This is a genomic window from Microcoleus sp. AT8-B5 (genome assembly GCF_036705565.1).
In the GTDB taxonomy this organism is placed as follows: Bacteria; Cyanobacteriota; Cyanobacteriia; order Cyanobacteriales; family Microcoleaceae; genus Microcoleus.
In genome coordinates this window covers 115,941-137,925 of record NZ_JAUBUY010000005.1, presented here as the reverse complement: position 1 = coordinate 137,925, position 21,985 = coordinate 115,941, and the positions used below count along the sequence as shown (strand labels likewise).

Below are 21,985 nucleotides of genomic sequence, written 5' to 3'. Positions count from 1 at the left end.
CAATTACTAATTCTGGCAATGGAAAAACGAATTTTAGGATTAGATCCGGGCTTAGCAAATCTTGGCTACGGGGCAATTAGTTGTCAAATTGTCCCCGGAAAACAAGATAAAAACAGCGTTTCCATGATTGATTGCGGCGTCATACAAACAACGCCAAAACAGGAAATGGGACAGCGCTTGAAAACAATTTACGACGATTTGCACGAGGTAATTGAACAGATTAAACCTGATATAGCAATTGCCGAAAAACTGTTTTTTTACAAGATGGGAAATACCATACTGGTAGCGCAAGCGCGGGGCGTTTTGACCCTAGTATTGGCGCAGTGTGGAGTGCCGCTGTTCGAGTTTACGCCGGCTCAAATTAAGCAAGCTTTGACGGGCCGCGGTAATGCGGATAAATCTGAAGTGCAAGATGCCGTGGCGCGGGAGTTGGAGTTGGGTTACATTCCGAAACCCGACGATGCGGCGGATGCTTTGGCGGTGGCTTTGACTGGTTGGTACGATGATGATATTTGTCCGAAGAAAATACAGTTGGAAACAGGAAAAATTTGATGCAATATCAAATCATGGGCAAATTAAGTACAAATCCGGGCAAGACATCTTCTCCCGATAAATTTACAGGAAATTGTACAATCTCTACTTGGCGAGAAGGGCGATAAATCTCAACTTGTTCGTCTAGAGGATTAATTAACCAACCCAAGCGTAAACCGCTGTTTAGATACTCCTGCATTTTCTCCTGCAGCGGCCGCAGCGGGTCTGGGCGCGATCGCAATTCAATGGCAAAATCAGGACAAATTGGCGGAAATTTCTCTTGTTCTTCTGCTGTTAAAGCAGACCATCTTTCTAGGCTAACCCAAGCCACGTCTGGAGCTCGATAGCCATTATTAGGCAAGCGAAAAATTGTAGAAGAACTAAACACTCTCCCTAGCTGCGTTTTACGGTTCCACAAGCCCAAATCTGTAATTAAATAGGCTTTTCGATTGCCACTGACTCCGCCTACGGGTGACATAATAATGATTTCTCCTTTAGGTGTCCGTTCAAATTGCCAATCTCGATTCATCTGGCATAAACGGTAAAACTGTTCATCTGTTAGTTCGACAGTATCTAAGTTTAAAATAATGGTTGTCATTTTTCCTAACTCCCTAGAAATATGAGTCCTGCAAACCTATTTTAGCCCCACATTTTGTCAATTTCAACATCACTCCTCATAGCCGGGAGTTAAGCTTTAATACGAGGGCTTAAGCCCCAGCCCGACTATTGCGAAGTGCAAAATATTAGTTGAAAATGTAATTAAGTTCGATCGCCCAATTCCCATCTCAATCAAAAAATGCTATAATAGCCACTTTAATTGCTAAACTTATCCCACCAGCAAAAAACACAGGAAAATAATATGGTGATTATTACCTCACAACAAATTGCCCAATTTCGATCGCAATTAGCAGAATATCCCGAAGCCCTAAAAGCCCTAGACGCCATCGAAGATTGCGAAGGTAACATCGAAGATGCAGCGATATCTCTAGCAATTCAAGCCGGACAAGAACCGAATATCTCGGAAAATTGGTTAGACGGATTGGCTAAAAGATGCCGCGTTGCTATCTGCAAATCAGAGGTTAAAGAAGAGTTAACAAACGGACAATTGAATGCAGCATTTAGAGATTTAGTTGCCGCAAAAATTTGCCCTGATATTTTGGTGACTTCGGTGATTATTTATGTATTTAAAACTGGGGTAAATGATTTTTGTGAACCTCTCGAATATAAACTGTAAAGCCATAGCTGCATTTAAAAATTAGGTGACACAAAGCTATCCCAAAGGGTAGGGAATCGCCCTCATTTCTCAAAACATGATACAACGAGACGATCCTCTTCGAGGGCTTCGCTAACGCACTTTTTCTCTACCCCTGTCCACTACTGTACCCAGCCAGCATCAAATCCGGCGACAAACCCAAAGATTTCCCCAGCAAACGAGCAAGTTGCACTAAAAAATTAGCAGTATCTTCGTCACCTTCGCGGGCCATTGAAGCCGATATCTGGATTAGCATTTGCACAAATCCCGCATCAATTAAATCCGAACGGGAACTCAAAACTTCTGGTTCTTGGCCGTTGGGACAGGTAAGCACTCGCTCGATTAAGTTCAAATAAGCCTCTTGACGTTCTGGATTCATTTTGGCAGGAGCTTTACAGTAAATAATTTATTATTACGTTTAACTCAGTCCTGTCAATCAGGCGATCGAATAAGCGATCCCCGTTTTTACTCTAGGAACTCCATTCAGTCAGGAATAGACAGGAGTTTAAAGAAAATCTTAAGTTTTTCAATGCTAGTTTAGTCGAGGTATGGTGCGCCGAAAATCACCCTACTATTCAAGGGAATTAGGAATATAAAAAATGAAAATAGGAATATTTTTAGGAAATCTCGGAAACCCCGCCATCTACTATCCCAAACTCGCCACAATTACTGGCGGAGTCGCGGCGAGTATTTTTCTTTGCCAATTATTGCAATGGCAATCACAAAAGTCCAACTCCGGCGAATGGGTGAAAACTAAGAGCACAGAAATAGAAAAAGCAACGGGTTTAAATCAGGAAGAACAGGAATTAGCGAGAAAGCAGCTCAAAGTGCGATCGCTCCTGAAAGAAAAACTACCAAATCCCAACACCGACACCCTAGAACTCTGGGCGGACATTGACGCTTTGGAGGAAAAACTCAATCACTTTTGGACATCCAATCCTGCCGGAATTATACCACAGACAACCCGGGAAAACAACAATCACCCTGTAGAAATAATCCCCGAAACATCACCCCCAAATCATGTAGTTAAAACCGACAAATATTTCGGGCAACCCCGCCAGCAAATAGCCGTTGCTGTCACCCCGAATTACCGATTTAGCGGCCCTTGGAATTCCCAAGAAGAACTCCACAACTTTCAGCGAGCTTTAGAAGCATATGCTCAAGAGCATAATTTAGGATTTGGCAATCCTTCTGGATGGGCATTTAAAATTATTGACAGCATGACAAAAGGCTTAACCTCGACTTTTTGGGATGAATTTATCGCCGGAATCCCTTTAGGAGAAAGTCAGAAAGTCAAGCGGGATTGGGAAATCGAGCCGGAAGTGCCTTATCCCGCCTTTGAAGAGGAGCGAATTCAGTATTACGTGCACAAAGGCGAACCGCTGGAAGCAGCAGTCTCTAAAGCCCGTGCTGATTTGAGAAACCCGGTTTTGGGCAAAGATTTGTGGGAGGGTTTTTTGCGAAAGTGCGATCGTATTGCTGATGATGCACTCAAAGCAAAACAGCAGGGCGTTGACACACCATATCTGCCGTCTTCCTTCAACGAAAAACCGCAAATCACCAAGGATAGCGTTATGCGGAAGTTAGGGGCGATCGCCCCGCAATTTGCCCTCAATCAATCCACATCTGAAACAATTGCTGAACCACCAAAACTCGAACAAAAAGAGCCATCAACCGCCACCGAAATCCCCAGTATTTCCTCTTTGCAAAAAGCTTACAAAACTCCTCTAGGTCGAAGTCTAGTAGAAAAACAAATCGCTGCCAACCCAGAATGGGGCTACGAAATAGTTGACGGTGAAATAGTCGAATCAATTCCTTTTTAATGAGACGGATATGAAACGAATTAGCGATATCAATCCACTGGGAGAAGAGCGACCAAATCCTTCTGAGGAAGAGAGAGAAAAACTGCGGGGGGAGAGGTTGCAGCGAGAAATAGATGAAGGATATCAAAAGTTAGTTGAACTCTGCAATTTAGGCGAATATGATATGGCAAAACAGCTTGCCAACCGCAACTCTAATTGGGGTTATGAAATAGTTGATGGAATTGTGATGGAAAGGATAGATTAGGTTCGCAGTTATCCCATTTGTCACTTTCTTGGGCGGGCAAGATGCCCGCCCCACAAAAAAATTAATATGTCGTGGAACAGGCATCTTGCCTGTTCCTAAGAATATGAGCCGGCTCTCCGGCATACCCCACAAGAAACTTGATATGTTGTGGAACAGGCATCTTGCCTGTTCCTAAGAATGGTGCAAATTGACTACCGCAATGTCTATGTTATAATTATCACTAAAACTTAAATAACTATTATACAATGACAACTATTAATGCCAAAAACCTAACATTAGCAGAAGTACACCGTCTGTTCGGCTTTCAAAAGCAGTACACGAACTCATTTACCTCTCTGTTATCCTTTGAAGATATCACAGAACACGAAAAGGAGGAACTTATACAAATTAGGGATGATTTCGATGACTACATTTCAACTGATAGAGTTTCTGAAGGACTGGTAAAAGCTCTGACTACCTTTCCCCTAATGCGATTAGCTGGCTTCTACCGCCGCCCGATTAAAATTAGTTTAGAACAAGACATCGCTGAAATTAGCATTGAAGATGAAGATACTATCATTAAAGGACGGTTTGATATCTTGGCTGTCAACAGGATAAAACCTATCAGAAGCGATACATATTTTTGGGTTTTGGTGATTGAAAGTAAAAATTCTGGAATCAACGCATTGATGGGTTTATCCCAATTGCTAACCTATGCTTATCAAAATTTAAAATATCAAGACACAATCTGGGGCTTGACAACAAACGGAATGCACTATCAGTTCGTCCATATTCAGGGGGGCCACAACCCAACCTATCAGCTAATGCCTTTGCTAAACCTGATGGAGTCCGACTCTTCAATTTTGTTGCTGCAAGTTTTAAAAGCTATTTGTAAGCTATAAAAAAAGAGGCAGAGAAAATTCCCCGCCTCCAATCTGCAATGACTGTTAACCTAAAAGTTAGATTAGCCAGCCAATACTTTTTAGTAGCCTCTGGTGTTAGGCTTGTGGACGATGAAGCTGAGCACTTGGCATTGCTTCACGTTGTCAAAACCCATGACGCGGATGTAGCAGCTAGGATTTTCTTGACGGCAAGCTTGAACTTCTGTCATGATTTCTTGGACGCTGCGAGCACCAAACAAAGGCAACTTCCACATAGTCCAGTAGCGCATTTCAGCGGCAGAGGTTTCGTTGAATTCTACGCCGGGAATGTAGCCTTGATCCAGGATGTACTGGAGTTGCTTGGCAATTTGCGCGTCTGTCAGCGGGGGCAAATAGGACAGAGTTTCGTAACGACGCTCTTTAGGTAAAGTCTTCATTTTTGTATCTCTAAGGTGTGTGTTCGATCGCACTTGTCGATCGATTAACTCGACAAATTATCCAGATTCGGTTCAGAATCTATTGATGTTTCAGGATTACTGCTAGAAACAGACCAATTAAGTTGCGTAGTTCGCTCTAAATGCTGGCGTCTGTGTTCCATATTCGCCTGTTGAATGCCAGTACAAACCATTTCTGGCAAAAATTCCGTCACATCGTGAGCCAGATACTCTCGCACAGTCATGATCCGAAAGCCTAAATCTTGATTTTCCAAAAGCAACTCTTGAATATAAGCTTCTCCATCTTGGATTTTGCCCTTAGTGGAAAAGTCATTCAACCAGATTGCCAGAGGAGGATTGGTTTCGCTCAACTGAGCGACCACCATCCGCACGGATTGATAGGTTAGGTAACTTGCCAGCACCTTAGCGGTGTCTTTCGCAACTTGTTTGAGATCCATTTTGACCCCAGCTCCCTCAAATTTTAGATTTTGGATTTTAGATTTTGGATGCAAACTTACTTGTAAATCTTCTTCAAAGATAAAGACTTCCCAGCAAGTTTGCGACCTAAAACCTAAAATCTCAAACCAAAAATCCTTAAAGGGTATCCATTGCCTCAAACTCAAACTTGATTTCTTTCCAGAGTTCGCAAGCAACAGCGAGTTCAGGAGACCATTTGCAAGCTTCGCGAATTACGTCGCCGCCTTCGCGCATCAAGTTGCGGCCTTCGTTACGAGCTTGGACGCAAGCTTCCAAAGCAACGCGGTTAGCAGTTGCACCAGGTGCGTTACCCCAAGGGTGGCCCAAGGTGCCGCCGCCGAACTGTAAGCAGGAGTCGTCGCCGAAGATTTCCACCAAGGCTGGCATGTGCCAGATGTGGATACCACCGGATGCAACTGGCATGACACCAGGCATGGAGGCCCAATCTTGGGTGAAGTAAATACCGCGGCTGCGGTCTTCTTCGATGTGGTCTTCGCGCATCAAGTCTACGAAGCCCATCGTGATGCCTTTTTCGCCTTCGAGTTTACCCACAACTGTACCGGAGTGCAGGTGGTCTCCACCGGACATCCGCAAGCACTTGGCAAGCACGCGGAAGTGGATACCGTGGTTTTTCTGACGGTCGATAACTGCGTGCATGGCGCGGTGAATGTGCAGCAAAATACCGTTGCGGCGGCACCATTTAGCCAAGGTGGTGTTTGCAGTGAAACCACCGGTCAGGTAGTCGTGCATGATGATGGGGGTTTTGATTTCCTTAGCGAACTCAGCCCGCTCCATCATTTCTTCGCAGGTAGGGGCAGTTACGTTGAGGTAGTGACCCTTGACTTCGCCGGTTTCTGCTTGGGCTTTTTCAATAGCTTCTTGAACGAACAAGAAACGATCGCGCCAACGCATGAACGGTTGCGAGTTGATGTTTTCGTCGTCTTTGGTGAAGTCCAAACCGCCGCGCAGAACTTCGTAAACGGCACGGCCGTAGTTCTTAGCAGACAGACCCAATTTGGGCTTAATTGTACAACCCAGCAAAGGACGGCCGTACTTGTTCAATTTGTCCCGCTCAACGGTAATACCGTGAGGAGGGCCTTGGAAGGTTTTCAGGTAAGCGATGGGAATCCGCAAGTCTTCCAAACGCAGAGCGCGCAGAGCTTTGAAACCGAACACGTTACCCACCAAAGAGGTCAGCAAGTTGGTGACGGAACCTTCTTCAAACAAATCCAAAGGATAAGCAATGAAGCAGATGTATTGGTTGTCTTCACCGGGAACTGGTTCGATGTCGTAGCAGCGACCTTTGTAGCGGTCGAGGTCGGTCAGGAGGTCTGTCCAAACAGTCGTCCATGTACCTGTAGAAGATTCAGCAGCCACAGCAGCGCCTGCTTCTTCTGGGGGAACTCCCGGCTGCGGTGTGACGCGGAAGGCTGCCAAAATATCTGTATCTTTCGGCGTGTAGTCCGGCGTGTAATACGTTAGTTTATAGTCTTGAACTCCGGCTTTATACCCAGCCTTTGATTGAGTTTGGGTTTGCGCGTAAGCCATATCTCGCTTCCTAGTATTCGCTTAATTTTTTTGCCCGATCGCAGGCTGTTAAAAATATATCAACAAAGTGTCACTCTCAAATTTTAATATTCTTTTAATCATCATAAGTATTATTTATTTTGCTTTACATTAGGCAAATATTTGTAACATATCTTATGAAATTCCAGGGGCGAAGGATGCAGGAGGAAAGGCTGGGGATCGAAGAGATTTTGGATTTTAGATTTTGGATTTGAGATTGAGGAAACAGGAAAGATTAGTCATAAATACTTAATTTTATGGTGGAGATCGATTAAATTTGAGATGGTAAATTTTAGGTTGGGGGGAGGAAAAGTTAGTTATAAATACTTAATTTTAGGGTAGGAGATCGAGCTCAACTGCAATCGAGTATGCAATTATTTAATTGAAAATCCCGTGGGGGGCCAAGAAACCGGGTTGATGGGAAAAATTTGGGTATATTAACGAGAAATATAGCAAGAAACCGGGTTTCTGAGGTTGTAAAGCCCGATCGCGCCAACTCTGGCACAATCCAAAATCGAAAATCCAAAATCCAAAATCCCGTGGGTGGGCGAGAAACCGGGTTTCTACGAAAAATTGGTGCTAAACGAGAAATATACCAAGAAACCCGGTTTCTGAGGTTGCTGCTGCGATCGCGCCAACTCTGGCAAAATCCACAATCTAAAATCGAAAATCTAAAATCCCGTGAATCGGAGACCGCCAACTCAAAAATCGACAGCATAGCACATAATATGGACAGGACTTGTGCTCTCAAACCAAATCCGTCGTTACAGCCATTTGACCACGCTGAAAACCGGGTTTCTGCGTTAGCGGCGCGTAAGTCTACTATGGATATTTAGCCCCATTTTTACTCTGGTTGTGCCTCACCCCCCTTCAAAAGCCGTCCACTGCATCAATCCAGATTGCCCAAGGCCCTACCCTCAGACTTGGGGCAACAATTTTTGTCATAGTTGCGGAGCTCCCCTGCGACTAAAAAATCGCTACGTGCCTCTAGAAAGCCTCGGTTCCGGGGGTTTTGCAGCGATTTTCACAGTTTGGGACACAGAAACTGAAACCGAGCGCGTCCTGAAAGTGTTGCTCGAAACGGCCCCGAAAGCCCTGAAACTGTTCGAGCAAGAAGCTTGGGTTTTGGCACTTTTGCGGCACCCTGGCGTCCCTAGAGTCGATCCTGACGGTTATTTTCACGTCCAAACACAAAATTTTGCAGGCGGGGAGGGAAATCCTGCGGCGAAGCGGCTGCCTTGTTTGGTAATGGAAAAGATTCACGGCAAAACTTTAGAAGAAGTTCTCGACGAGCACCCTCAAGGATGTCCGCAGGAATGGGTGTTTAGTTGGCTGAGTCAAGCTGTGGAAATTTTAGAGGAGTTGCACAGGTGTCAGATTATTCACCGCGATATTAAACCCTCAAATTTGATGCTGCGAGACCCGGAATCGCCCCAAGTTTTGCTAAGCAAGGGTTTGGGCGGACTGCAATTGGTGACGATCGACTTTGGGGGAGTTAAACAGATGGGCGGTGTCGAATCCGTGGGGAAAGATTCTCGGAGTTCGACGCGGTTGATTTCGCCTGGGTACAGTCCGCCGGAACAAATTGTGGGCGGCGGTGTGGTGCCGGCGACGGATTTTTATGCGCTGGGGCGGACTTGCATTCATTTGCTGACGGGGAAGTATCCGGCCCAAATTGAAGATCCGATGACGGGTGAGTTGCGGTGGCGCCACATTGTATCTGTGAGTCCGCCTTTTGCGAATTTGTTGGACGATATGGTGCGATCGAACGTGCGGGAACGTCCGGCGACGGCTGGGGATGTTCGGGCGCGTTTGCAGGAGATTTATGCTAGGAGTAAGGGCAAAATTGCCATCGCCCCCATGGGTCAAGCTATTGTAGAATTCTGTCGGCAAATAGTGGTGGCGGGGGCGCAAAAAACGGGAAGTTTGACGGTTGCGCTGTTCGGCGCGATCGCCCAAATCGTGGTAGCTTCTCTGGATACGGGCTGGGAAATGGTGCTGGGTGCCGTTGGTGGAAGTGCGGGGGCGATCGGCGGTTTGGTTTTGGGTTATGCTTCGCCTATTGGCCCGGAAATTGCCAGTTTTCTGAATGAAGGTTTGCAGCAATTAATTCCTAATATGACTTTCGCTGTCGGGCCGGAAGTGCTGCTGTTTGGATTTGCGGGATTGGGAACTGCGATCGGTTTGACTGATGCGGGGAGTTTTCGCCAGCAAAAACAGTATTGGCTGTCTGGATTGATGGGAGCTCAGGGCTATTTGTTGGCGGGTTTGTGCTGGATGGAAGCAACAGCTTCTAGCGGTGTGCAGGGGGTTATTTTGGGAGCTTTTGCGATCGCCTCTATGACTGTGGGAATGGGTTTGCGGAGCCATCAATTAGTTCACGCTTTGGTAGTGGCTGTTTTCTCTACGGGAATGTTTCTGTTTCTGAATGCGTGGAACATTTTTCCGGGGAGTTTCTTTGGGATTTTGTCACTGTCTAACGTTACCTTCGGCTGGCTGCAAGTTTGGGGATCAATTGTGTTTTTTGGTTTGTTGGGAAGTGCGATCGGGCTTTGTTTGGGAGTTAGTCATTATTTAGTTGTGCCGGTGCTCAGGTGGTTGGGATGGAAGTAATGGTTATGATTGTTTTGCGTAATATCAATTCCAATGCCACCGGATTTGGTATAATAATCTAAGCTTCAAAAGGAGTCACAAGAATGGCTGAAATCAAAATCATCTGTGAACGCCCAGACTCAATCCTGCGTTTCGTCACAGATGCGATTACTAAAGAGTTACAATTACTCGCCGATGGAATTAGAGTCACTGAGGAGAGATTGAGAGAGTTTGAAACTCAATATCAATTTTCCACTCAAGAGTTTTTAAGCAAGTTTAGCAATGATGAATTACATCATAGTCCCGACTTTGATGAGTGGATTGGTGAATCTAGGATGCTGAAGAGATTGCAAGATAATGCTAAGGAATTAAACAGTATTGAATTTTTTGTAACGCCGCAGTCCCGGCGGTATGGCACTATAGCCACAATCACCGCCGATTTAGCCACAGCTCAATTAGTGAGTGAAATGAGGGAGGCATAGTTTGTTCATTGAGGAGTATTTTGAGCAAATTCGGGAGGCTATTGCTGCTTGTACAGCAGTTGAGTCTTTTCAACTGACAGAAGCCAAACGTGATAGTTATACCGGGTTTTTGCGGGGGAGGGTTTACTTTCCAGATGGCTCATTACTTCATCTGCGCGAGTTTGTCTATGTAATTACAGAAGTTGAGCGGGATATGTATTCATATCACTATGTTAATTCGTCGGAAAATCTAATTTTTCGTTATGATAATGCTGACCATAAACCTAAGTTGAATTTACCTAATTTACCTCACCATAAGCATGAAGAGAGTGAAGAAAATATTGTGGCCTCTTCCGCACCCACGTTAGCTGAAGTGTTACATGAAATCAACAGGTTATTGTTGTAATATGTTCATAAATACCAAAGAAACCGGGTTTGTGCGGAGTCTACGGACGGTAACCAAGTATTTTCATGAAAACCCGGTTTATAGACTCTTATGCTAATCAAGTCGCTGTCAATTAAACCCGTCTCCAGATTATCAATAATTTGTGCGATCGCGATCGCCCTTGTCCTCAGCAGCCCCAATCTAGCCAAAGCCGAATCGCGAGAACAAGCCGTCGATCGATTGACTGATTTCTTATTCTACAGGGTTAATCCTCAGTTAAACAATCGCAAACTCCATGGGGGCGATCGCGAATATAGCAATCAATGGCGGAGATTGCGCGAGGCGATCGATCCACGAGTTAAGTCGGTACAAGAAGTCTGTTTTATGCCAGCCCCAGAAGAGACAGGATGGGAATTCACGACAATTAACGGCGAAACCTACGAGCAAACCTACGATTTACTTGCAGATACAATTTTTTACAGCCGCCATCCTCAACGAACCGGACAGCCCATTCCCAAAAGCGATCGGATCGGCATTAGTGAATGGTCAGCAATTCGACGCGAAATGTATATTTCCAATTGTGGATTGTGAGACTCGATCGCCTTACGCCGCAAGCAGCATTGATTGTAAAAAGAAAGGTTTTAAACCGATGAGTATGAAAAATTGGATATGCGATCGCACTCTTGTTACAACCAGAATTATTGCAGCCTTGATGGGACTAATCGCCATTGGATCTACAAGTTTGGCCGATGCTGCCCCGCAGCAACAACTTCCCAGCATAAATAGTGCAAACATCGATACAACAACTAAAAAAAATCACCTGAATCATCCAGAAGAAAATTCAACTATCGAGGCTTTAAATAAAAAAGTTCTAGTCAGCCTTGAAACTTCTGTAAATGCCCAAAAAAAAATACCTATTCAACAAGGTATGCCATACAAAGAGGCGCGTCAAATCCTGATTAAACAAGGGTGGCAGCCAAGCTTACAGGGTCAACCTAACCTCAGAGATCGTTCGGTTAAAGAGCTATTTGATTTAGGATATAAAGAGATTAAGGATTGTTCTGGTACAGGAGAGGGGCCTTGTCGTTTTGAGTTTATCAATCAACAAGGAGAACTGCTAGTTATAGTCGCTACGACAAGAGGTGCTGAAAATACAAAACGTTTTGTGAGGAATTGGTGGATTGAGAAAAAGACAGATAGCAATCAACAAAAATCGTCATCAAACATAATTCAAGAAGGTCGTTATTGGTTGGGAGGTTCGGCTCAGGGTTTAGAGGTAAAGGGAAAACAATATCGATATTATGACGAGTCTAATATCGACCGACCGTGGAAACCTCTATCTGAGTTACAATATATCAAAAAAGGCGTTGTGTTTGATGGAAAAAGTTATTGGTGTTTATCTACTCTAGCACCTAAAACAGGAGGGATTTCTTGTTCTAAAGATGGATGGAAATAAAAGATTTATTGGCAGCTATATCTGGGATATTGATAATTTTTATTGGGTTTAATCGTGCTAACTAAATCACTTTCACTTAAGTCAAAATCGAAGTTTTTAGGGTTGTGTGCGTTAGCTATAGCCCTTGTACTCGCTGGTTCCAATCTAGACATTGCTACAGCGCGCGATTATGAATCACGCACTCAAGCTGTGGATAGGTTTACGGATTGGTTTTTTTATAGAGTGAATCCTCAATTAGGAGGTCGCAAATTGCGTTCTGACGATTCTTCGGCCTACATCCGCGAATGGAATGCTATTCGTAGTACAGTCGATCGAGAAATGATTACTACACAAGGAGATTGCGTCGGTGATGCTTTCTGGGACTTCGATTATCGTTATCATGGGCGATCGCTAGATCGGATTGCAGATACAATTTGGGATATCCGCGATCCATCGGGTGACAAAACTCGTGCAGATGTTTCTAAACAAGAATGGCAGAAGCTTCGTAATTCAATAATTAGAGAACATTTTTGCTATTAAGTTGCCATATTTCTCAACCCAATTTAAAGAATAAAGAACAACAGCGCTTTTAGTTACAAATATTGTTAAAATGTAAAATAGGCAACCTCGATTGTAGATCGTTTAGTCGAAAGGCAACGGCAACATTCTATAGCAAAACAAAAGGATAAAAAAATGGGCCGAGTCACCGCAACAATAACCGTCACCAATCACATCGATGAAATTCTGGGAGAAAGAGGGTTCATCCCCGCAGAGCAAATACGCTCTATCACCATCGATAACGTCTTAGTCGATACAGGCGCAACTCGACTCTGCTTACCAGCAGATATTATCAGTCAGTTGGGTTTGCCCATGCTAGGCGAAATCGACGGACATACGGCAATAGGAACCAGAAAATTTCGTCTATTCAAAGATGTCACTCTTGCCGTAGCTGGACGAGAAGGCAGGTATGATTGTGTAGAAATTCCCGCAGGAGAAGAACCTTTACTCGGCTTAATTCCCCTCGAAGATTTGGGTTTAGAACCGGACTTGAAAAATCAGCGGTTGATTGTTTTGCCTGCGGAGGGAATGCAAAGCTATATTCGGGTGTAAAATCTAAATTATTAACGTTAAATGCTGGCTATACCTACATGAGAGCTTACTTGTCTCTGATTCATTGTTTAAAATCCCGATCGCAAAATTTGATAGTTTTTTGTTATTATGGGAAATAGTAGTTGACTCAAATAGGTGACTCAACGTAATGAACATATCCTTAACTCCCGAACTAGAGCAGTTTGTTCAGTCAACAGTCAACAACGGTAGATACTCATCAGCTTCTGAAGTGGTATGGGCTGCGTTACGATTGCTAGAACAACGAGAAATGGAACGCTTGGTGCGTTTAGAGGAACTCCGCAAGGAAATAATGATTGGAATTGAAGCTTCCGATCGCGGAGAGGTTTTTGATGGTGAAGAAGTGTTAAGAGAACTGCGTGAGGAGATTCAGCAAGCCGATGAGGGTGAAAAATGAGTCGATACACTTTGAGTGCCCCCGCCAAGCAAGATTTAAGGGAACTCACGAACTATCTGTTGCAGTTTAGCGCCAATGCAGCCAACCATTTTCTTAATGTTTTTCAGGAAAAATTTCGTTTATTAGCAGATTTTCCAGAAATGGGGCGCAGTCGTGAGGAATTAGCACCGTCTCTACGCAGTTTCCCTGTAGATAAATATGTAATTTTTTACCGCGTTATTAAAAATGGTATCCAAATTGAAAGGGTGTTGAGTGGTTATAGAGACTTTGAGGATGTTTTTGTAGAAGACAGATAATATTATATTTTTGCACTAAAATGTCAGTCACTACTCATCAATTAATTCAGTGGAAACAACAAGGGCGGTCAATTGTTGCCCTGACAGCTTATGATTATGCGATCGCCCAACTCATCGATCAAGCCGGCGTAGATATCATCCTAGTCGGCGATTCCCTCGCCATGACAGTCTTAGGCTACGAAACAACCCTACCGCTAACCCTCGATGAAATGCTGCACCACGCTAAAGCAGTGCGCCGTGGAGTTAAACAAGGATTAATTGTGGTCGATTTGCCGTTTTTGACTTACCAAGAAAGTCCCCAGCAAGCCATGCACTCGGCGGGGAGAGTTTTGAAAGAAACCGGCGCTCAAGCTGTAAAATTGGAAGGTGGATATCCAGCAATGGCCGCCACAGTTTCGCAGCTAACATCCGCCGGAATTCCGGTGATGGGACACGTCGGTTTAACTCCGCAGTCGGTACACCAACTCGGTTATAAAAAACAAGGAAAAACAGCCCAAGCAGCCGATCGCATCATAGCAGAGTCGATCGCACTTCAAGAAGCCGGTGCCTTTGCGATCGTCTTAGAACACATTCCCGCAGACTTAGCCGCTCAAATTACCCAAAAATTAACTATTCCCACCATTGGTATCGGCGCCGGGCCGCACTGCGACGGTCAAGTTTTAGTTACTTCCGATTTGTTGGGACTTGCCGAAAAACAGCCGCCTTTTGCAAAAGCTTATGTCAATTTGCGAGAGACAATTACTCAAGCTGTAACAGATTATTCTCTAGAAGTTAGAGAAGGCAAATTTCCCGAATAGGTTCGTAGTGAGGGCTTGAACCCTTAAAAATCAGGACTAAAATCCTCACTACAAACCTAATTTACACTTTGGGCTGGCCCTCTTCCTCTTTATCCTTCTCAACAGCTTCATCCTCAGATTGACCAACCCCTTCCTTAAAACTCCGCAGCGTTTTACCCAAAGCATTTCCTAACTCAGGAATCTTCTTGGGGCCGAAAATTAGTATGGCAACCACCGCAATAATGCCCATTTCGGGCAATCCCAGACCAAACATACAAAATCTCCTCTAAAACTTGCTCGATCGTAAGTCAATCTTAAGTCAATCTACTGATATTGTTAAAGTATCTACGTTTTTTCCTGCATCCTGCAAGAGTAGAATCAAGTTTTATTAAGCTATCCCCCGATAAATAGGAATGTTAGAAATATCCCAGCCTTCTCTGCGCGAACAACAGCACCATCTCATCCGCGATTTAGCAGACCGGATGGAAGCAGTATGGCACCGCTATCTCGACCTCGAACCCTACCACCTGCCCGCTGAGTTGGGATACGTAGAAGGGCGCTTGGAAGGAGAAAAACTGATCATTGAAAACCGCTGCTATCAAACGCCCCAGTTCCGCAAAATACACCTCGAACTCGCTAAAGTCGGGCCGGTACTTGACATACTGCACTGCGTGATGTTTCCCAGACCGAATTATGCTTTGCCGATGTTCGGTACGGATATAGTAGCAGGCAAAGGCCAAGTTAGCGCCGCGATCGCAGACCTTTCTCCCCTCAATCCCGATCGAACTTTGTCGGAAACCTACCGAACCCAACTGGAAAGTTTGCAGATAGACCAATTTTCTTGTCCCCGCCAAATTCCCGAATGGGGGGATATTTTCTCAGAATTTTGTCTGTTTGTGCGGCCAGAGTCTCTCGAAGAAGAAACTCGGTTTCTGGATATTGTTCAATCCTACGTTGAAATTCACTGCCAACAGGCAGTCGCTTGCGAACCAGTCTCTGCCGCAGAAGGATCGAAAATTCTAGACGCTCAAATTTACTACTGCACCCAGCAGCAGCAAAACGACAAAACCCGCCGCGTACTCGAAAAAGCTTTCGGTCAAGATTGGGCAGAACATTACATGACCGAGGTGCTTTTTGATATCCCTAAATAGCTGAAATTGGTTTACAATACTTCATAGTGGGTGGAAAAAACTTAATCAGGAAATCACCTACTTTATAAGTAATGGTAAAGGAATCACGGGTTAAGGATAAATCATTTTTAAAACCCCCAGGGCGAGGAGTCATCGGTTTAGCGATCGCCGCCACTGTAATTACCACAGGAGTCGGTTTTTGGCAAGTATCTCAAATTAGAAAAGCCGAAGAGTTAAAGGCGGCGGCTGCAACGGCGGCTGCAACTTCCGTCGCCACCCGCAACAGCGTTACCGCTTTGGGTAGGTTGACTCCCCAGGGGGAAGTTATCAAATTGTCGGCCCCTTCGGCGTCGGAGGGAGCAAGAATTGAACAGTTGCAGGTGGAAGAGGGCGATCGAGTCAGTCAAGGACAAATCATAGCAGTTCTCGATACGCGCGATCGGCTCCAAGCAATCCTCCAACAAGCCGACAAAGAAGTCAAAGTCAAACAAGCAGAATTAGCGAAAATTCAAGCAGGCGCAAAAACAGGCGTTGTCGGCGCCGGGAAAGCAGAAGTTGCCAAGTTTGAAGCACAAGTGCAAAGAGAAACCGAAGCCGAAGCCGCCAATGTCGCCCGCTTAGAAGCTCAACTGCGAAGAGAAACCGAAGCCGAACAAGCTAACGTCGCCAAATTCGAGGCCGCGCTGCAAAGAGAAACCGAAGCGGAACAAGCTAATCTTGCTAAATTTGAGGCACAACTCCAAAGAGAAACAGAGGTGCAGCAAGCCAAATTGGCTAGGTTAGAAGCTCAATTGCGGGGCGAAATTGCCTCTCAAAACGCTACAGTCGATCGGCTAAAAGCCGAATTAACCAACGCCGAAGCCGAGGAAAAACGCAATAAAGAACTCTCCGAAACAGGCGCAATTTCTGCTTCCGCCTACGACACCAAACGCTTAGCAGTAGAGACGGCTCGCCAGAGAGTCAAAGAAGCGCAAGCTATATTAGAAAAAACCGTGCAAACACTGCAAGAGCAAATAGTCGAAACGAAAGCAACAATCAAACAAACAGTAGAAACAGGCCAGCAGGAAATCAATCAATCGCGAGCCAATCTCAAACGCAAATTAGAAACTGGTAGGCAGGAAATTAACCAAGCCAGAGCCACCTTAAATCAAAAGATAGAAACAGGTAGAGAACAAATTAATCAAGCCGAAGCAATACTCAAACAAAAAGCAGAAACTGGCCAAGAAGAAATCAATCAAGCCAAAGCAAATCTAGACCAAATTGCCGAAGTACGTCCCGAAGATGTGCAAGCAGCCCAAGCCGCCGTAGAAAGTGCGATCGCCGCCAAACAAAAAGCTCAAGTAGACTTAAACTTAAGTTACATCAAAGCACCCGTATCCGGCTACATTCTCAAAGTTCACAGCCGACAAGGAGAACGTGTCAACACTCAAGACGGCATCGTAGAACTAGGCGGCACCGATCAAATGTACGCCGTAGCAGAAGTTTATGAAACCGACATCGCCAAAGTGCGAAACGGCCAGCGCGCAGCAGTCACCAGCCCCGTTTTTGCAGGCACTCTAGAAGGGACAGTCGCTCGCATCGGCAAACAAATCGGTAAAAAAGATGTCCTCAATACGGACCCCGCCGCCGACACCGACGCAAGAGTTATCGAAGTTAGAATTCGCCTCGATCCGGAATCGAGCAAAAAAGTTGCAACCCTAACAAACTTACAGGTTGAAGTCAAAATAGATATCTAAATTTTACCTTGACAAAACTTACGCAGGGGGACTCAAGAAACCGGGTTTTTTACTGAGATTAAGGGGTTGAATCAAATATAATGGCAAAAAACCCGGTTTCTCAACACCCGTGCTTAAATCCTAAAATTATTCAATCCAAAATCCCCAATCTAAAATCTAAAATCTAAAATCTAAAATTGATTGACTCTTATGGCAAAAATACCGCTAGCTTGGGCACAGTTAACTCGCGAAAAAATGCGCTTAGTAATCGCGCTAGCCGGCATTGGATTTGCCGACTTGCTGATGTTTATCCAGTTTGGATTTAGAGATGCGCTGTTTGAAAGTTCCATCAGCTTTCACTCGCAATTAAAAGGAGATATTTTTATCACCAGCACCCAGTCAACGGCTTTAATAGCCATGAAAAGTTTTCCCCAACGGCGTTTGTATCAAGCTTTGAGTTTTAACGGCGTTACCGGAATCAGCCCGGTATATCTAGGCTTTGGTTTGTGGAAAAATCCCGCACCAGACAAAAACAATACCCGCCAACTGATGATAATCGGTTTTGACCCCAATCGTCCCATCTTTGATCTGCCGGAAGTTAAGGATAATTTGGACAAAATCAAAATTTCAGATGTCGTTTTATTCGATCGAGCTTCCCGCCCGGAGTTTGGGCCAGTAGCAGACTATTTCAACCAGGGAAAGCCTGTGGAAACTGAAATAGACAACCGCCGCGTTACTGTAGAGGGGTTATTTACTCTAGGAGCATCTTTCGGTGCTGATGGCAATATTATTACCAGCGATTTGAACTTTCTGCGGATTTTTAACAGTAGAAGAACTAGAGGCTTAATTGATGTCGGAATTGTTCACTTGCAGCCGGGAACTGATGTCAAGGCGGTTATTGAAAAAATGAGGGCAACTTTACCACAAGACGTGACTATTGCTTCTAAAGAAGAGTTTGTAGCTTTTGAGAGAAAATATTGGGAGGAAAGCACGGCGATCGGATTTATTTTCACTCTCGGCGCGTCTATGGGATTTATTGTCGGCATCGTGATTGTCTATCAAATTCTCTATACTGATGTTACCGACCATTTGCCAGAATACGCTACTTTGAAGGCGATGGGATATAAAGACAGTTACTTTTTGAGTGTGGTTTTTCAAGAGGCTTTAATTTTGGCAATCCTGGGCTATTTGCCCGGACTTGGAATTTCTGTGGTGCTGTACAATTTAGCGAGAACTGCTACGAGTTTGCCGATGTACATGACTTTGGGGAAAGTTGTAACTGTGTTTACAATGACAGTGGTAATGTGTTCTGTGTCGGGGGCGATCGCAGTTAGGAAGTTGCAGGCGGCTGACCCGGCGGATATTTTTTAATGAAACCAAAAGAAGTTGGGCAACGGGCAATGTACGGGATTTAACGGATTTAACGGATGGATGTTCAGGGGAGAAGTCTCAAAAACCCGGTTTCTTCGTATATTTATCGTTCTTAAATGCCAAATTCGTAGAAAGCGGGTCGATCGATCTCATGCGTATTATAATTTGTTTTAGTCTAACTCTCCTTCGCGCCCAAAGTTTCCTTTGGTTGATCTTGATTATGAAAATCGTCACCCCTGCTGTCATCTTGTCATTAGTTATACTAATAGAAACTTTTTTTTATCATTAATAATTATAATAACTTAGCGCTAAACTTTTACATTTTATGTGGTTATATGGTTTTAGGAGGTTCCAGTAAATACATTGATGAAGCTTATGACGAATCGATTTTTAATAAAAAGATTGCACTATTCCTAGCTGCTATCTCAATGTTTTTACTTGTATCTTTAGTCTTTATAGACTACATCTCTGGGATAATTTTCATAGGTGTAGCTGTAGGATTATTGGGATCGGGTAAAATAGACAACTTAATTTTTAGACTTTTAACAGTATCGATCCTTATTTCTGCTGTATTGAGACTATGGATTTTTCGAGTTGCAATCGACTTCTCATCGCTATCTACTGGCTTGTTTATATTTCTGGCCATAGCGTTTTCATCTTTTGCAGATGAATGGTTAAATGATTTTAGCGACCGCCATAAAAATTCGTTACATTTGGTATTACAAGTAATTTTTCACAATCGGCTTATTACCAAAATAACTATTTTATTATTTTGCATATTTGGGTATAAGGCTAATTTATATTTTATGGCATTTTTGGGATTTGATGCAGCGTATTCACTTATAGATAATTTGGGCGATCAAGTCAAACAGAAAATTATCCGAGCGAAACAAAACGCCTTATATCCTGAAGTGAAAAATTAAAACCCTTCAATTATCCAGGAAACGAGCCAAACCAGAAAAGTTATTGAGAAACAAAAATGCCAATACCAAAGCCACACTATTCTGTAAGCTGGATTTATCTAATGCTTGCTGTCGTTTTAGAAGCAGCCGGCACTATTTATATGAAATTTTCCGATGGTTTCACAAAAGTGGTTCCCTCGGTTTTGATGCTAATTTTTTATGGGATTAGTTTTCTCTTTTTAAATTTAGCAATTAAAAAGTTAGACGTGAGTGTAGCTTATTCAATCTTCTCCGGGTTGGGAATTGCTCTTGTCACTATTGGAGGCATTTTCTTTTTTAAAGACCCGATCACGGTTTTTAGAATCACTGCGATTTCCCTAATCATCATCGGCGTAGTTATGTTGAATTTCACAGGTGTATCTCATTAAACAACGCCAAGAAGGAAGAAGGCTATAAGGCGAAGCTGAGCGGGTAAAAAGAAGGCTATAAGGCGAAGCTGAGCGGGTAAAAAGAAGGGAGAAAGAGCAATTATAAAATAACAAATAACAAATAACCATGAATACTTCACCAGTTCTCTCAATTAAAAATCTCAATCATTCCTTCGGCGAAGGACAACTTCGCAAACAGACATTATTTGACATCAACCTCGAAATTTATCCGGGCGAAATCGTGCTGATGACTGGGCCTTCTGGGTCGGGTAAAACAACATTGTTAACCTTGATTGGAGCTTTGCGATCGATCCAAGAAGGTAGTCTTAAAATTCTCGACCAAGAATTGCGGGGAACCGCGAAAAATAAATTAGTTCAAGTCCGTCGCGACATCGGCTATATTTTCCAAGCTCACAATTTGCTCAAATGCTTGACAGCTAGGCAAAATGTCCAAATGTCTTTAGAATTGCACAGTCATCTTTCTCCCCAAGAAACTAATGATAAAATAGAGGAAATGCTGCAAGCTGTAGGCTTGGGAGAAAGAATAGATTATTACCCCGACAGTCTTTCTGGCGGCCAGAAACAAAGAGTTGCGATCGCCCGCGCATTAGTCAGCCAGCCGAAATTAGTATTAGCAGACGAACCCACAGCAGCACTAGACAGTAAATCAGGTCGAGATGTGGTAGAAATCATGCGAGGTTTAGCCAAAGAACAGCACAGCACTATTTTGCTTGTCACCCATGACAACCGCATTTTAGACATAGCCGATCGCATTATTCACATGGAAGACGGCTACCTCGCACAAGATACATCAACAGCGGCTGCCACAGGCGTTCTTTCGGGAAAATAATATTAATCCACCTCAACTTATTTCCGAGAACCGGGACGCTTTCCTCCTACCTTGGCAGGACTTTTTGTTGCACCTTTGGCTGGAGTTTTAGAACTACTTTTGCCGTTTTTTTGGCCTTTCGCTCCTGTCAACTGGCTCTCAAGGTCATTTGCAGGTCGGCCCGCAGGCGTTCTCGTAGTCCTAAAGGTAACATTCACCCCTTCATTCGACTGTTCCAGCACCAACATCGGCGTCGGCTTGGCTTTTTGATCCCACTCAATATGAACGATGCGACCTTGAATTGTCGGCTGCCAACTGTCGTGGTCGTCTGAAGGACTCAGATAAGTTTCCAAACAGTCAATAATTTGATTAATTGTCGCTGATGTAGCCTGAGTCGGCAGTTTCATCAGCTTAATTTGAATCCGAAACAGCACTCGTTTTTCTATTTTTACCGCCGGATCGCCAGTTTCGTATTCGATATCAAACATCGAATCCACTTGCCTGCCACTGCCGGCATTCCCGTTTTTATCTCCCACTGCAGCCTGAGTCGGACGCAGGGCAATACTAATTTTCTCTTTGACTTTTACCTTAATCTGATTCACAATGGCAAAGTGAAAGACTTCTTCCGCCATTCGCATTCTCAGGTAGTCTAAATTAAAGTCTCGCGAGTGGATAAGGTCGGGATTCTTTTCCATCTTTGACATGGTTTCCAGAGCCATTTTGTATTTTTTCTGGAGTTCTCGATTTCTAAACTCCTCAAACTTGAGCTTTTTGCTCAAATCGTCGAGTTTTAGCTTGGTAAACACAGCTAAACCGATAAGCAATAACAACAGTAATCCCGACGCTCCCATGAAGAGTTGGTCTGAGGACGGATCTCCGGGTTTAGCCTGTTTAGGTTTGGGAGAGGCTACTGCCAACCTTGGTTCTACAAGGATTATTTGGGTTGACATGGG

29 protein-coding genes are annotated in these 21,985 nt (G+C 44.1%); 22 read left to right on the top strand and 7 right to left on the bottom strand.

All coding sequences use genetic code 11. From position 1 onward, the window contains the following. Positions 1 to 18 precede the first annotated feature (18 nt). Positions 19 to 552, top strand: coding sequence for a crossover junction endodeoxyribonuclease RuvC (ruvC, locus tag QUB39_RS05715; protein ID WP_333054731.1), 534 nt, complete (start codon positions 19 to 21; stop codon positions 550 to 552). Positions 553 to 559: 7 nt separating this feature from the next. Here ruvC and QUB39_RS05710 read toward each other — a convergent pair whose 3' ends face one another. Beyond that, entirely contained in the window at positions 560 to 1,129 is a 570-nt protein-coding gene (locus tag QUB39_RS05710) for a Uma2 family endonuclease (RefSeq protein ID WP_333054732.1), read from the bottom strand. Positions 1,130 to 1,390: 261 nt separating this feature from the next. On the opposite strand from QUB39_RS05710, the gene QUB39_RS05705 reads away from it, so the two are divergent. Then, positions 1,391 to 1,765, top strand: a complete 375-nt coding sequence (locus QUB39_RS05705; RefSeq protein WP_015179219.1) for a hypothetical protein — start codon at positions 1,391 to 1,393, stop codon at positions 1,763 to 1,765. Positions 1,766 to 1,892: 127 nt separating this feature from the next. Here the strand turns inward: QUB39_RS05705 and QUB39_RS05700 are convergent, their stop codons facing one another. Next, a complete protein-coding gene (locus QUB39_RS05700) occupies positions 1,893 to 2,162 on the bottom strand; it encodes a hypothetical protein (protein WP_333054733.1) in 270 nt (89 codons plus the stop codon). Positions 2,163 to 2,382: 220 nt separating this feature from the next. Between QUB39_RS05700 and QUB39_RS05695 the strand changes: the two genes are divergently transcribed. From QUB39_RS05695 to QUB39_RS05685, 3 genes are all read left to right on the top strand, one after another. After that, positions 2,383 to 3,606, top strand: a complete 1,224-nt coding sequence (locus QUB39_RS05695) for a hypothetical protein (protein ID WP_333208233.1) — start codon at positions 2,383 to 2,385, stop codon at positions 3,604 to 3,606. 10 nt (positions 3,607 to 3,616) lie between these two features. Then, positions 3,617 to 3,850, top strand: a complete 234-nt coding sequence (locus tag QUB39_RS05690; protein WP_333208234.1) for a hypothetical protein — start codon at positions 3,617 to 3,619, stop codon at positions 3,848 to 3,850. A gap of 245 nt (positions 3,851 to 4,095) precedes the next feature. Continuing rightward, the gene (locus tag QUB39_RS05685; RefSeq protein WP_333208235.1) at positions 4,096 to 4,731 is read left to right on the top strand and encodes a restriction endonuclease subunit R; all 636 of its coding nucleotides are present in this window, start codon (positions 4,096 to 4,098) and stop codon (positions 4,729 to 4,731) included. Positions 4,732 to 4,811: 80 nt separating this feature from the next. Here the strand turns inward: QUB39_RS05685 and QUB39_RS05680 are convergent, their stop codons facing one another. From QUB39_RS05680 to QUB39_RS05670, 3 genes are all read right to left on the bottom strand, one after another. Then, positions 4,812 to 5,147 (bottom strand): ribulose bisphosphate carboxylase small subunit, encoded by a 336-nt coding sequence (locus QUB39_RS05680; protein WP_333054737.1) that lies wholly within the window; start codon positions 5,145 to 5,147, stop codon positions 4,812 to 4,814. Between the two features lie 44 nt (positions 5,148 to 5,191). Next, the gene (gene rcbX, locus QUB39_RS05675) at positions 5,192 to 5,602 is read right to left on the bottom strand and encodes a RuBisCO chaperone RbcX (RefSeq protein ID WP_333054738.1); all 411 of its coding nucleotides are present in this window, start codon (positions 5,600 to 5,602) and stop codon (positions 5,192 to 5,194) included. Positions 5,603 to 5,738: 136 nt separating this feature from the next. Beyond that, complete coding sequence (locus QUB39_RS05670; RefSeq protein ID WP_333045238.1) at positions 5,739 to 7,169, bottom strand: form I ribulose bisphosphate carboxylase large subunit; 1,431 nt, start codon at positions 7,167 to 7,169, stop codon at positions 5,739 to 5,741. 557 nt (positions 7,170 to 7,726) lie between these two features. Here QUB39_RS05670 and QUB39_RS05665 point away from each other — a divergent pair. The 11 genes from QUB39_RS05665 (at position 7,727) to panB (ending at position 14,678) form a co-directional block, all read left to right on the top strand. Next, complete coding sequence (locus QUB39_RS05665) at positions 7,727 to 8,023, top strand: hypothetical protein (protein ID WP_333208236.1); 297 nt, start codon at positions 7,727 to 7,729, stop codon at positions 8,021 to 8,023. Positions 8,024 to 8,042: 19 nt separating this feature from the next. Beyond that, the gene (locus QUB39_RS05660) at positions 8,043 to 9,800 is read left to right on the top strand and encodes a serine/threonine-protein kinase (RefSeq protein WP_333208237.1); all 1,758 of its coding nucleotides are present in this window, start codon (positions 8,043 to 8,045) and stop codon (positions 9,798 to 9,800) included. An 83-nt stretch (positions 9,801 to 9,883) separates the two neighbouring features. Further along, the gene (locus QUB39_RS05655) at positions 9,884 to 10,261 is read left to right on the top strand and encodes a hypothetical protein (RefSeq protein WP_333054740.1); all 378 of its coding nucleotides are present in this window, start codon (positions 9,884 to 9,886) and stop codon (positions 10,259 to 10,261) included. Position 10,262: 1 nt separating this feature from the next. After that, entirely contained in the window at positions 10,263 to 10,646 is a 384-nt protein-coding gene (locus tag QUB39_RS05650) for a toxin-antitoxin system TumE family protein (RefSeq protein WP_333054741.1), read from the top strand. Between the two features lie 90 nt (positions 10,647 to 10,736). Next, positions 10,737 to 11,216, top strand: a complete 480-nt coding sequence (locus tag QUB39_RS05645) for a hypothetical protein (protein ID WP_333054743.1) — start codon at positions 10,737 to 10,739, stop codon at positions 11,214 to 11,216. 58 nt (positions 11,217 to 11,274) lie between these two features. After that, positions 11,275 to 12,081, top strand: a complete 807-nt coding sequence (locus tag QUB39_RS05640; RefSeq protein WP_333208238.1) for a hypothetical protein — start codon at positions 11,275 to 11,277, stop codon at positions 12,079 to 12,081. A gap of 54 nt (positions 12,082 to 12,135) precedes the next feature. After that, a complete protein-coding gene (locus QUB39_RS05635; protein WP_333054745.1) occupies positions 12,136 to 12,600 on the top strand; it encodes a hypothetical protein in 465 nt (154 codons plus the stop codon). A 153-nt stretch (positions 12,601 to 12,753) separates the two neighbouring features. Next, on the top strand, positions 12,754 to 13,170 hold the full coding sequence (locus tag QUB39_RS05630; RefSeq protein WP_333103388.1) for an aspartyl protease family protein: 417 nt from the start codon (positions 12,754 to 12,756) through the stop codon (positions 13,168 to 13,170). A 148-nt stretch (positions 13,171 to 13,318) separates the two neighbouring features. Continuing rightward, complete coding sequence (locus tag QUB39_RS05625) at positions 13,319 to 13,585, top strand: type II toxin-antitoxin system ParD family antitoxin (RefSeq protein ID WP_333054747.1); 267 nt, start codon at positions 13,319 to 13,321, stop codon at positions 13,583 to 13,585. Then, positions 13,582 to 13,881 carry a type II toxin-antitoxin system RelE/ParE family toxin gene (locus tag QUB39_RS05620; protein WP_333054748.1) on the top strand — a complete coding sequence of 100 codons (300 nt, stop codon included), beginning with the start codon at positions 13,582 to 13,584 and terminating at the stop codon, positions 13,879 to 13,881. Before QUB39_RS05625 ends, QUB39_RS05620 begins: the two co-directional genes overlap by 4 nt. A 20-nt stretch (positions 13,882 to 13,901) precedes the next feature. Further along, a complete protein-coding gene (gene panB, locus QUB39_RS05615) occupies positions 13,902 to 14,678 on the top strand; it encodes a 3-methyl-2-oxobutanoate hydroxymethyltransferase (protein ID WP_333208239.1) in 777 nt (258 codons plus the stop codon). 61 nt (positions 14,679 to 14,739) lie between these two features. Here panB and tatA read toward each other — a convergent pair whose 3' ends face one another. Further along, the gene (tatA, locus tag QUB39_RS05610) at positions 14,740 to 14,931 is read right to left on the bottom strand and encodes a twin-arginine translocase TatA/TatE family subunit (RefSeq protein WP_006632937.1); all 192 of its coding nucleotides are present in this window, start codon (positions 14,929 to 14,931) and stop codon (positions 14,740 to 14,742) included. A gap of 139 nt (positions 14,932 to 15,070) precedes the next feature. On the opposite strand from tatA, the gene QUB39_RS05605 reads away from it, so the two are divergent. From QUB39_RS05605 to QUB39_RS05580, 6 genes are all read left to right on the top strand, one after another. Next, entirely contained in the window at positions 15,071 to 15,808 is a 738-nt protein-coding gene (locus QUB39_RS05605) for a phycocyanobilin:ferredoxin oxidoreductase (RefSeq protein WP_333208240.1), read from the top strand. A 71-nt stretch (positions 15,809 to 15,879) separates the two neighbouring features. Then, complete coding sequence (locus tag QUB39_RS05600) at positions 15,880 to 17,523, top strand: HlyD family efflux transporter periplasmic adaptor subunit (protein ID WP_333208241.1); 1,644 nt, start codon at positions 15,880 to 15,882, stop codon at positions 17,521 to 17,523. 189 nt (positions 17,524 to 17,712) lie between these two features. After that, entirely contained in the window at positions 17,713 to 18,873 is a 1,161-nt protein-coding gene (gene devC / locus QUB39_RS05595; RefSeq protein ID WP_333208282.1) for an ABC transporter permease DevC, read from the top strand. Positions 18,874 to 19,208: 335 nt separating this feature from the next. Continuing rightward, positions 19,209 to 19,796, top strand: a complete 588-nt coding sequence (locus tag QUB39_RS05590) for a hypothetical protein (protein WP_333208242.1) — start codon at positions 19,209 to 19,211, stop codon at positions 19,794 to 19,796. Positions 19,797 to 19,852: 56 nt separating this feature from the next. Next, positions 19,853 to 20,203 (top strand): multidrug efflux SMR transporter, encoded by a 351-nt coding sequence (locus QUB39_RS05585; RefSeq protein ID WP_333208243.1) that lies wholly within the window; start codon positions 19,853 to 19,855, stop codon positions 20,201 to 20,203. A 127-nt stretch (positions 20,204 to 20,330) separates the two neighbouring features. Continuing rightward, entirely contained in the window at positions 20,331 to 21,053 is a 723-nt protein-coding gene (locus QUB39_RS05580; protein ID WP_333208244.1) for a DevA family ABC transporter ATP-binding protein, read from the top strand. A 17-nt stretch (positions 21,054 to 21,070) separates the two neighbouring features. On the opposite strand, the gene QUB39_RS05575 is transcribed toward QUB39_RS05580, so the two are convergent. Then, on the bottom strand, positions 21,071 to 21,982 hold the full coding sequence (locus QUB39_RS05575; RefSeq protein ID WP_333054755.1) for a hypothetical protein: 912 nt from the start codon (positions 21,980 to 21,982) through the stop codon (positions 21,071 to 21,073). Between the last annotated feature and the right edge of the window lie 3 nt (positions 21,983 to 21,985).